This window comes from Streptomyces sp. SID486, from assembly GCF_009865385.1.
Lineage (GTDB): Bacteria > Actinomycetota > Actinomycetes > Streptomycetales > Streptomycetaceae > Streptomyces.
Window position 1 is genome coordinate 1 of record NZ_WWJT01000276.1, and the last position, 10,616, is coordinate 10,616.

Annotated in this window: 10 protein-coding genes and 1 pseudogene; 5 read left to right on the plus strand and 6 right to left on the minus strand. The window is 74.0% G+C overall.

Features of this window, described 5'->3' with window-relative positions; all coding sequences use genetic code 11:
• Positions 1-158 precede the first annotated feature (158 nt).
• Complete coding sequence (locus GT045_RS13410; protein ID WP_161334301.1) at positions 159-1,277, plus strand: LacI family DNA-binding transcriptional regulator; 1,119 nt, start codon at positions 159-161, stop codon at positions 1,275-1,277.
• Between the two features lie 112 nt (positions 1,278-1,389).
• On the opposite strand, the gene GT045_RS13415 is transcribed toward GT045_RS13410, so the two are convergent.
• On the minus strand, positions 1,390-2,181 hold the full coding sequence (locus tag GT045_RS13415) for a VOC family protein (protein ID WP_161334302.1): 792 nt from the start codon (positions 2,179-2,181) through the stop codon (positions 1,390-1,392).
• A 259-nt stretch (positions 2,182-2,440) separates the two neighbouring features.
• Here GT045_RS13415 and GT045_RS13420 point away from each other — a divergent pair, with 259 nt between their 5' ends.
• On the plus strand, positions 2,441-2,686 hold the full coding sequence (locus GT045_RS13420) for a WhiB family transcriptional regulator (RefSeq protein ID WP_161291296.1): 246 nt from the start codon (positions 2,441-2,443) through the stop codon (positions 2,684-2,686).
• A gap of 99 nt (positions 2,687-2,785) precedes the next feature.
• On the opposite strand, the gene GT045_RS13425 is transcribed toward GT045_RS13420, so the two are convergent.
• The 4 genes from GT045_RS13425 to GT045_RS13440 all read right to left on the minus strand — a co-directional run bounded on the left by GT045_RS13425 (position 2,786) and on the right by GT045_RS13440 (position 7,294).
• Positions 2,786-3,760 (minus strand): acyl-ACP desaturase, encoded by a 975-nt coding sequence (locus tag GT045_RS13425; RefSeq protein WP_161291294.1) that lies wholly within the window; start codon positions 3,758-3,760, stop codon positions 2,786-2,788.
• 222 nt (positions 3,761-3,982) lie between these two features.
• Positions 3,983-4,759: a dimethylargininase gene (gene ddaH / locus GT045_RS13430; protein ID WP_161334303.1), complete on the minus strand. Its 777-nt coding sequence runs from the start codon at positions 4,757-4,759 to the stop codon at positions 3,983-3,985.
• A gap of 145 nt (positions 4,760-4,904) precedes the next feature.
• Entirely contained in the window at positions 4,905-6,530 is a 1,626-nt protein-coding gene (locus tag GT045_RS13435; protein WP_161334304.1) for an ABC-F family ATP-binding cassette domain-containing protein, read from the minus strand.
• A gap of 347 nt (positions 6,531-6,877) precedes the next feature.
• Positions 6,878-7,294: an SsgA family sporulation/cell division regulator gene (locus GT045_RS13440; protein WP_161291288.1), complete on the minus strand. Its 417-nt coding sequence runs from the start codon at positions 7,292-7,294 to the stop codon at positions 6,878-6,880.
• A 217-nt stretch (positions 7,295-7,511) separates the two neighbouring features.
• Between GT045_RS13440 and GT045_RS13445 the strand changes: the two genes are divergently transcribed.
• From GT045_RS13445 to GT045_RS13455, 3 genes are all read left to right on the plus strand, one after another.
• Positions 7,512-8,732, plus strand: coding sequence for an oxidoreductase (locus GT045_RS13445; RefSeq protein ID WP_202527962.1), 1,221 nt, complete (start codon positions 7,512-7,514; stop codon positions 8,730-8,732).
• A gap of 78 nt (positions 8,733-8,810) precedes the next feature.
• Positions 8,811-9,149, plus strand: a complete 339-nt coding sequence (locus GT045_RS13450) for a plasmid stabilization protein (protein ID WP_161297715.1) — start codon at positions 8,811-8,813, stop codon at positions 9,147-9,149.
• Between the two features lie 148 nt (positions 9,150-9,297).
• Positions 9,298-10,041, plus strand: coding sequence for an endonuclease V (locus GT045_RS13455; protein ID WP_161334305.1), 744 nt, complete (start codon positions 9,298-9,300; stop codon positions 10,039-10,041).
• 37 nt (positions 10,042-10,078) lie between these two features.
• On the opposite strand, the pseudogene GT045_RS13460 reads toward GT045_RS13455, so the two are convergent.
• Positions 10,079-10,616 (minus strand): annotated as a pseudogene (locus tag GT045_RS13460) (saccharopine dehydrogenase); the annotation flags it as partial.

The following is a 10,616-nucleotide window of genomic DNA, read 5'->3' on the forward strand; positions in this document are numbered from 1 at the left end:
GCCCCACGGCCCCACGACCCCTGGCCTCGTGCCCCTCTGTCCGTACGGCCCCACGTCCCCCGGCCGGACCGCCCGCCCCTGGCCGAGCCGTTCGACTTCGCCCCGTTCCGGCACCGGCCGGACCGGCACCCCGCGGCTATCCTGATCGCCAGCCGCCGATGAGGAGTCCCGAAGTGCCCGAGGCAGTGTCGCGTCCCACCCTGGAGGCCGTGGCCGCACGGGCCGGCGTGTCCCGGGCCACCGTGTCCCGGGTGGTCAACGGCGGCGACGGGGTCCGCGAGCCGCTGGCCGAGCGGGTCCGGCGGGCCGTGGAGGAACTCGGCTACGTCCCCAACCAGGCGGCGCGCAGCCTCGTCACCCGGCGGCACGACGCCGTCGCGGTCGTCATCGCCGAGCCCGAGAGCAGGGTCTTCGCCGACCCCTTCTTCGCCCTCCAGCTGCGCGGCATCAGCAAGGAGCTGACGGCGCACGACAACCAGCTGGTGCTGCTGCTCACCGAGGGCCGGGCCGACCACGCCCGGGTGGCGCGCTACCTCGCCGGCGGGCATGTCGACGGCGCGCTCGTCTTCTCCCTGCATCTGGACGACCCGCTGCCCGGTCTCATCCGCGACGCCGGGGTGCCCACCGTGTTCGGCGGACGCCCCGACTGGGACGAGGACACCCGCGCCGCCGACCGAGGACACGCGGGGGAGGAGGCGGGCCGGGGCGTGGTCTACGTCGACTGCGACAACCGGGGCGGGGCGCGCACGGCGGTACGGCACCTCGTGGGCCTCGGCCGCAGCCGCGTCGCGCACATCACCGGTGCGCTGGACCAGACATCGGCGGTGGACCGGCTCGACGGCTACCGGGACGTCATGGCCGGCGTCCCGGGGGAGTGCGACCCCCGGCTGGTCGTGGAGAGCGACTTCACCCCGGCCGGCGGCGAACGCGCCATGCGGGAACTCCTCGACCGCTGCCCGGACGTCGACGCCGTGTTCGCCGCCAACGACCTCACCGCCCTCGGTGCCCTCCGGGTGCTGCGAGCGAGCGGCCGGCGCGTGCCCGAGGACGTGGCCGTCGTCGGCTTCGACGACATGGTGCCGGTCGCCGAGCAGACCGACCCGCCGCTGACGACGGTCCGCCAGGACATCGAGGAGATGGGCCGGCTGATGGCACGTCTGCTGCTGCGGGGCCTGTCCGGGGGGCGGGACACGGAGCCTCCGGCCGCCGGCACCCCGGGCACGGCGGGCAGGGGCGTGATACTGCCGACCACCCTGATACGCCGAGCCTCCGCGTGACCACGGCTCAACCCGCGGACACCTGGCCGCGCATACGCCGGGCCTCCGCCTGACCGGGACGCGGCGGGGACGCTTCGCTCGCGCGTACACCGCGCCTGTGTGCGACCACGGCTCAGCCCGCGGACGCCTCGCTCGCGAGCACCGCGAAACGGGCGCCGAAGGGGTCGGCGAGCCTGGCCGTTCGGCCCACGCCCGGCACGGTCGTCGGCGGCATCCGCACCGCCCCGCCGAGACGCTCCGCCAGTGCGGCCACGGCGTCGGTGTCCGTCACCGCGAAGTACGGCAGCCAGTGCGGACCGTCCTGCGCCTCGCCGGAGGCGTCGGCCAGCGGCACCATCCCGCCGAACATCGCGTCGTCCCCGGCACCGCCCGGACCGATGCCGGTGTACGTCCCGCCCGGGAAGTCCACCCCGGAGGTCTCCAGGCCGAGCACCCTGCGGTAGAACGCGGCGGCCGCCGCGACGTCCGGCGTGTACAGCTCGACCCAGCACAGCGCGCCCGGCTCACCCGCCAGGTCCACGCCCTCGGTCCGCCCCGGCTGCCAGATCCCGAACGGCGCGCCCGCCCGGTCGCCGAGGACCGCCATGTGTCCCTGCCCCATCACGTCCGTCGGCGGCAACAGCACGCTTCCGTGGGCCTGTCCGGCCGCCTCGGCGGTGGCGCGGGCGTCCGAGCTGCGGAAGTACACCGTCCAGGCCGGGGGCCCCTGCCCGGGGCCGGCCGGCATACCACCCGCCACCGTCCGGCCGTCCAGCTGGAAGAAACCGTATCCGCCGGCGTCCGGCCCCGCGGACCGGAACCGCCAGCCGAAGAGGGCGCCGTAGAAGGCCGTGGTGGTGTCGATGTCGGGGCTGCCGACGTCGATCCAGTCGGGGGCACCGTCGGCGAAACGGGTGGTGAGCATCTCGGCCCTCCTCGAAAGGGTCCGGTCCTGTGCACTGCCGAGTCTGGCACCGCCCACCGGCGATCGCCGCCGGGCCCGCCTCGGCGCGCCGCTCCCACCCGGTGCGACGGCACGCGTTCTCCCGGTTTTCCCACCGCTCCGCGCGCCGCCGTGCGCGCGCCGGTCCCCGGGGAGCATCATCGGGGCGGCCGGAGGCCCCGGACCCGTCGTTGAGCGGGCGTTGATCGAACGTTTTTCGTCGTGGGGCAGGCTCCTGGCCATGCACTTCGAAACCATCACCCCGGCCGACGACACCTGGCAGGCGCAGGCCCTGTGTGCGCAGACCGGGCCGGACTTCTTCTTCCCCGACCCCGGCAGCTCGGTGCGCGACGCGAAGCGCATCTGCGCCATGTGCGAGCTGCGCCCGGCCTGTCTGGAGTACGCGCTGGCCAACGACGAGCGGTTCGGTGTCTGGGGCGGTCTGTCGGAGAAGGAGCGGCTCGCCCTCCGGCGCGCCGCTCACTGACGGCTTTCCCCGGCCGGCCCGCCGTCCGGGCCGCCGGCTCCGTCCCCGGTACGCCGCTGACCCGCCCCGGGGGGCGGGAACACGGGTCCCGCGCGGGCGTCAGCCCGCGGCGCGCGCCGCCATCCGGGCCTTGCGCGCGGCCAGCTTCTCGTCGAACTTGGCGGCTTCCGCGTCCAGCCCGCCCATGAACAGACCGAGTTCCTCCTGCGCCTGCCGGCCCTCGGGGCCGAGGCCGTCGATCTCCAGGACCTTCAGGAAGCGCAGCACCGGCTGGATCACGTCGTCGTGGTGGATGCGCAGGTTGTAGACCTCGCCGATCGCCATCTGCGCGGCGGCCCGCTCGAAGCCGGGGATGCCGTGGCCGGGCATGCGGAAGTCGACCACGACGTCCCGGACCGCCTGCATGGTCAGGTCGGGGGCGAGCTCGAAGGCGGCCTTGAGCAGGTTGCGGTAGAAGACCATGTGCAGGTTCTCGTCGGTCGCGATGCGGGCCAGCATGCGGTCGCAGACCGGGTCGCCGGACTGGTGGCCGGTGTTGCGGTGCGAGATCCGGGTGGCCAGTTCCTGGAAGGCGACGTAGGCGACCGAGTGCAGCATCGAGTGCCGGTTGTCGGACTCGAAGCCCTCGCTCATGTGCGCCATGCGGAACTGTTCCAGCTTGTCCGGGTCCACCGCGCGCGAGGCCAGCAGGTAGTCGCGCATCACGATGCCGTGCCGGCCCTCCTCGGCCGTCCAGCGGTGCACCCAGGTGCCCCAGGCGCCGTCGCGTCCGAAGAGCGAGGCGATCTCGTGGTGGTAGCTCGGGAGGTTGTCCTCGGTCAGCAGGTTGACGACGAGGGCGATCCGGCCGATCTCCGTCACCTTGGACTGGTCCTTCTCCCAGGACTCCCCGTCCTCGAAGAAGCCGGGGAAGTTGCGGGCGTCGCCCCACGGCACGTACTCGTGCGGCATCCAGTCCTTGGCGACCTTGAGATGCCGGTTCAGTTCCTGCTCGACCACTTCCTCCAGCGCGAACAGCAGCCGCGCGTCGGTCCACACGGACGGGCTGCCGAGGTGAGGGGAGGTGATCGTCACAGGAACTCCAGGGGGACGAGGAAACAGGGGGGAGGGGACGGTCCGGCGAGCGGTGCCGGGAACCTACGTGATCGTACCTACGAACCCGTAGGTTACGAAGCCGTAGGTTAAGGCGACCGTAAAGAACCGCTGATCAGCCCGCCCGGTCGGGCCTGCGCCGACATGCCGGGCAGCCCCGGGACCCACAGGTCCGGGGGCTGTCGGGACGACGGGATCACCCGGTCAGGCGTACAGCTCCCGCAGGCGTACGGAGAGGCAGGTCACACACCCCTCCAGCTTCTCGAACTCGCTGATGTCCACGGTCACCACCTCGTGGCCTAGATCGGTGAGCAGCTCCGCCGTGCGGGGAGCGCTGGCCGCCATCAGCAGCTTGCCGCCGCCGAGCAGCACCACGTGCGCGCCGGACTCCTCGGGCACCGACAGGAACCCCGGGAACAGCGACGGCCGGTCCACCTTGGGTATGTGCCCGATCACCGTGCCGTCGGGCAGCGCCGTCACCGCCGACTTCAGGTGCAGCACCTTGCTCACCGGCACGGCCACCACCCGGGCGCCCAGCGGTTCGAAGGCCGCCCGCAGCTGCTGCACGCCGGCCGCGTTCGTCCGCCCGCCGCGGCCGACGTACACGGTGTCGCCGACCTTCAGGACATCGCCGCCGTCCAGGGTGGCCGGCTCCCATATCCAGTTCACCGAGCAGCCGAGGCGGGCGACCGCCTCCTCCACCCCGGCGGTCTCCGCGCGCCGGGACTCGGCGCCGGGCCGGGTGATCAACGCCACGTTCCTGTACATGACCACGGTGTCCTCGACGAACACCGCGTCCGGGCAGTCCTCGGCCGGCTCGACCTCGATCGTCTCCCAGCCGTACGTGCGCAGCGCCTCCACATAGGTCTGCCACTGCTCGCCCGCGAGCACGGCGTCGACCTTCTCGCGCTCGATGTGCGTCACCAGGCCGTCGGCGAGGCGGGGACCGGGGCGGCGGACGAGGGCCTTCTTGCTGGGCACGAGGGGCCTTTCGAATCGGTCGGTGCGGCGGAGCGGTGTCCGGCGCCTCGCACAAGGCGCCGGTCCGTCATCATGCAGCGCGCTCCGGTCAGGGCAAAACCCGTCGTTGTCAGGCTGTGCCCCTCCTGAGACCGGCGTCGGCCGGTCAGGCCGTTTCCGTCAGCTCCTCCAGCGTCGTCCCGGTCAGCTCCCCACCCTCCATCAGCAGCCACCGCGTGATCCCGACCGACTCCAGGAACGGCAGGTCGTGGCTGGCGACGATCAGCGCGCCCTCGTACGACTCCAGGGCCGTGGTCAGCTGCCGGACGCTGGCCATGTCGAGGTTGTTGGTCGGCTCGTCGAGCAGCAGCAGCTGGGGCGCGGGCTCGGCGAGCATCAGCGCGGCCAGGGCCGCCCGGAAGCGCTCACCGCCGGAGAGGGTCGCCGCCTTCTGGTCGGCGCGCGCGCCCCGGAACAGGAAGCGGGCGAGACGGGCCCGGATCCGGTTGTTGGTGGCGCCCGGCGCGAACCGGGCGACGTTCTCGGCGACCGACAGAGCGTCGTCGAGCACGTCCAGCCGCTGGGGCAGGAACCGCAGCGGGACGTGGGCCGTCGCCGTGCCGCTCACCGGCGCCAGTTCTCCGGCGACGGTCCGCAGCAGCGTCGTCTTGCCGGCGCCGTTGCGCCCGACGAGCGCGATCCGTTCCGGGCCGCGCAGGTCGAGAACACCCTCCACGCGCGCGTGGTAGGCGGTGTGCAGGTTCTCCAGGGTGAGGACCTGCCGGCCGGGCGGTACGGCCGTGTACGGCAGGTCGACCCGGATCTCGTCGTCGTCCCGTACGGCCTCCGCCGCCTCGTCCAGGCGCTCCCTGGCCTCGGCGAGCCGTTCCTCGTGCAGGATCCGGTGCTTGCCGGCGGACTCCTGCGCGGCCCGTTTGCGGTTCCCCATGACGATCTTCGGTTCGCGCTTCTGGTCGTACATCTTCTGCCCGTACCGCTTGCGGCGGGCCAGTTTGACCTGGGCGTCGGCCAGTTCGCGCTTCTGCTTGCGCAGGTCGGCCTCGGCGACCCGCATCATCCGCTCGGCCGCGTCCTGCTCCACGGCGAGGGCTTCCTCGTACGCCGAGAAGTTGCCGCCGTACCAGGTGACCTCCCCGGAGTGCAGCTCGGCGATCTGGTCGACGAGGTCGAGCAGTTCCCGGTCGTGGCTGACCACGACCAGGACGCCCGGCCAGCCGGCGACGGCCTGGTAGAGCCGCCGGCGGGCGTACAGGTCGAGGTTGTTGGTGGGTTCGTCGAGCAGCAGGATGTCGGGGCGGCGCAGCAGCAGCGCGGCGAGCCGCAGCAGCACCGACTCGCCGCCGGACACCTCGCCGACGGTCCGGTCCAGGCCGATGTGGCCGAGGCCGAGTTCGCCGAGGGTGGCCAGGGCGCGCTCCTCGACGTCCCAGTCGTCGCCGACGGTCTCGAAGTGCTCCTCGGCGGCGTCACCCGCCTCGATGGCGTGCAGGGCGGCCCGCTGTCCGGCGATGCCGAGGGCCTGGTCGACGCGGAGCGCGGTGTCGAGCGTGACGTTCTGCGGGAGGCAGCCGATCTCGCCGGCCGCCTTGACGCTGCCCTCGGCCGGGGTGAGTTCCCCGGCCAGCAGCTTGAGCAGGGTGGACTTGCCCGATCCGTTGACGCCGACGAGCCCGGTCCGGCCGGGGCCGAAGGAGACGTCCAGGCCGTCGAAGACAGCGGTGCCGTCGGCCCAGGTGAAGGACAGGGAGGTACAGGTGAGGGAAGCAGACATGAGCGCCTCGCAGGAAAGATGCGGTCGGGTTGACGCGTGTCGAGACACCGCGAGGCGGAAACCGAAGGGCCAGGGCAGGCAGACGCCCGGGAAAAAAAGGGGGGCCTGTGCCGGAGGACGGCTCGGACGCCGAGGTCGTACGCCGCGCACACACCTCACCGGTGCGACGCGGTGCCTCAGGACCTCAGACGAGCAACGTCCTTCTCCGATCGACGACAACAGAACCGCTGTAAACCGTACGAGGGGCCAGGAGGGCTGTCAACGCATTTGATCCTGGCGGGGAACGGCACGGGGACGGCGGGCGGGGCGCGGCAGCGGCGGGCGCCACCCTCACGCGCGCGTGGCGCTCAGCAGGCGTCCCGCATCAGCTCGGCGAGGTCGTGGTCCAGGTCGAGCTGGAGGTGCTCCAGGCCGACGGGGACCAGTTCGTCGGCCGCCGCCAGGAACCGCCGTATCTCACCCGAGCGCACGTGCACGACGGCGGTGCCTTCCGGGGCGTGGAACTCCAGCACCGTCCGGTCGTACCCGTACGGCCGGACACGGACGTCACCGTGGCCCTCGGCCCCCCGCAGCCCGGCCGCAAGCAGCTCGCGGGAGAAGGTCCAGCACACCTCGACACCCTCCAGGGTGGCCGGCGCCGGGAACGTCATGCGGACCGCGAACGGGTCGCGCCGGTCGTAGCGCAGCGTGGCGGGAATGCTCGGCATGCGCGGGGCGGCGGCGACGAGACGCGCCTCTACGGGCTGCTCGATGACGGTGGACAACGCCTTGCTCCCTCGTGACGGCTGGACTGCGTCCGGGTGTGCGGCACCCGGCACTGGAAGAGACGACGGAAACGGCCGATGCGTGCACACGGGTGACGAGTGACCTCGGTCACCGCCTTCATGCACAGGCGTCACACGGTCCCCGTCCCTACGGGCGGCGCGTCGTCCCGGAGGGCCCTCTGGACGGGGCCGGGGCACTGCACTAGCTTCGCCCGCCATGAGGCGCTTGGGGAGCACGCGACGCGCGGGACGTGGGGACCGACTGGTGGCGGCGGGAGTGGCGGGCGCCGCGGTGCTGGCCGTCCTGACGGTCCCGGCGGCCGAGGCCCGGCCGCTCGGACGGCCGCCCGGACAGGGAGACACCGGCCCGGCGAGCGGGAGCCGGACCGGGGTGGCGCAGCCGGACGCGAGGGCGCTGGACGCGGACCGGTGGACCGCGGGCCGGACCGGCCCCGGCCGGGGGCACCCGCACTGGGCGGTCAAGGACACCGGCACCCCGCAGATCCGTTTCCGCGGCCTCGCGGCCGTCGACCGGCACACCGCCTGGCTGGCCGGCACGGACGGCACGGTGCTGCGTACCACCGACGGCGGTGCCAGCTGGCGGAACGTGTCTCCGCCCGGAGCGGCCGGCCTGGAGTTCCGGGACGTGACGGCGTTCGGCGCACGGCGCGCGGTGGTGCTGGCCGTCGGCGAGGGCGAGGCGTCCCGCGTCTACCGCACCGACGACGGCGGCTCGACCTGGACGGAGTCCTTCCGCAACACCGAGCCGAAAGCCTTCTACGACTGCCTCGCCTTCTTCGACGGCCGCCACGGGCTCGCCGTGAGCGACCCGGTGGACGGACGGTTCCGGATCCTGTCCACCGCCGACGGCGGGCGGTCCTGGCGCGTACTGCCCGCCGGCGGCATGCCGCCCGCGCTGGAGGGTGAGGCCGGGTTCGCCGCGAGCGGCCAGTGCCTGGTCACCTCCGGCCCCAGGGACGTCTGGCTGGCGACCGGCGGCGGCGCGCACGCGCGCGTGCTGCACTCCGCCGACCGGGGGCGGACCTGGACGGCCGCCGTCGCGCCGGTACCCGCGGCCGATCCGGCCGAGGGAGTCTTCGCGCTCGCGTTCCGCGACCGCACCCATGGCATCGCGGTCGGCGGCGACTACCGCCCCGGCCGGCCCTCACCGGTGGCCGCCGCGGTCACGGCCGACGGCGGCCGGACCTGGCGGCCCGCCACCACGGCCCCGCCCGCCTACCGTTCCGGCGCCGCCTGGCTCGCGCACAGCCGCACGGCCGCGCTGGCCGTCGGTCCCACCGGCACCGACCTCACCACCGACGCGGGCCGCAGCTGGCGGACGGTCGACACCGGCTCGTACGACACCGTGACCTGTGCCCCCGACCACAGTTGCTGGGCCGCCGGTGAACAAGGGCGCGTGGCACGGCTGGAGCGGTGAGGCGGCGGCCGGGACGGGGTGCGGTACACGCCGTGGATCGCGGGTACCCGTTCCCTGCCGCAAAGGAAGGGAGCGATCATGCCAGCCGGTTCCAGCCCCAAGCGTGAGCGTCAGTACGAGCACATCAAGGAGAGCGCCCAGGACCGGGGCGAGAGCGCCGGCCGGGCCAAGGAGATCGCCGCGCGGACGGTGAACAAGGAACGCGCCCGCTCCGGTGAGTCCAGGACCGCCAGCCGCAGCTCGACCCAGGACATGTCGTCCGGCAAGCGCGGCGGTCAGCGGTCGGGCAACCGGACGGGCCCGCAGGGCCCGACCCGCGACCAGCTGTACAACGAGGCCAAGCAGCGCGGCATCGAGGGCCGTTCGCACATGAACAAGGACGAGCTGCAGCGCGCGCTGAACCGCAAGAAGGGCTGATCGGCCGGGCGCCGGGAGTTCCGGGCGGGGTGGCAGGGCCGCGTGGCGGGAGGCCGCGGGTCGCACGCGCCGGTTCCGGTACGGACACGGCCGCCGGCCCGCACCTGCCCGACCGCCGGTGCCCGGCGGCCCCGTACAGTCACCCGGCATGATGATCGTTGGCGTACCCGCGGGCTGGCCCGCGACCGAGGAAGAGGCCCGCGCCGTACAGGACGAGCTGCGCGGACGCGTGGTGCTCGACGAGAGCGGACCGGCCCCGGGGACGGGCCGGGTCACCGGGGTCGACGTCGCCTACGACGACGGCCTCGACCTCGTCGCGGCGGCGGCCGTCGTGCTGGACGCGGCCACCCTGGACGTCGTCGCCGAGGCCACGGCCGTCGGCCGGGTCTCCTTCCCCTACGTCCCCGGGCTCCTCGCCTTCCGGGAGATCCCGACCGTCCGCGCCGCCCTGGACCGCCTGCCGTGCCCGCCCGGCCTGGTCGTGTGCGACGGCTACGGCCTGGCCCACCCCCGCCGTTTCGGCCTGGCGAGTCACCTGGGCGTGCTCACGGGCCTGCCGACCATCGGTGTCGCCAAGAACCCCTTCACGTTCACGTACGACGATCCGGAGCCCGCGCGGGGCGACCGGGCACCGCTGCTGGCCGGAACGGAGGTGGTCGGGTGCGCCCTGCGCACCCGGGAGGGCGTCAAGCCCGTCTTCGTCTCCGTCGGCCACCGGGTGAGCCTGGCCGGCGCGGTGGCGCACACCCTCGCGCTGACCCCGCGGTTCCGGCTGCCGGAGACGACCCGCCGGGCGGACGCCCTGTGCCGGCAGGCCCTGCGCCGGGCGGCGGCGGACCTGACCGGCGACCCGGCCCCCGACCGGACGACACGCCGCACACCCGCCTCCTGACGACCCTGACCGGCCACCGCCCGAGCCCCGGCGTAGGTCAGCGTTCCGCGGCCACCCGGAAGGTGATCCCGGCCGCGCGCAGCCGCTCGGTCAGGGCGTCACCCATCGCCTCGGCCGTGGTGACCTGGCCGGCCGTCGGCGGCAGGTCGTCGAAGGCCAGGCAGAGGGCGGCCTCGGCGAACATCTTCGCCGTCTCGTCGTACCCGGGGTCCTTGCCCGCGACCTCGGTGAACACGCGCCGCCCGCCGCCCTCGCCGACGAACCGCACCGTGAACCAGCTCCGCGCCCGCTTCTCGGCGTCCGGCCCGTTCCCCGGCTCCAGCCGGTCCGACAGCCAGCGCCGAGCGGCCGGCAGCTGGGCCGCGGCCGTGACCGCGCCGAGGGCGGCGACCCCGCCCAGGGCGACCGGCAGGTGCTTCACGGCGGCGTAGTGCCGGTAGCGGAAGTCCGGGCCGTACCGTTCCAGCGCCCGCGCCGAACGGCGTACCACCTGCGGGTCGATGGTGGGCAGCGGCAGCGCCCACGCGCCGACCTCCGCCGCGAACCGGGGGGCGCCCGCGGGCGCCGTCACCCGG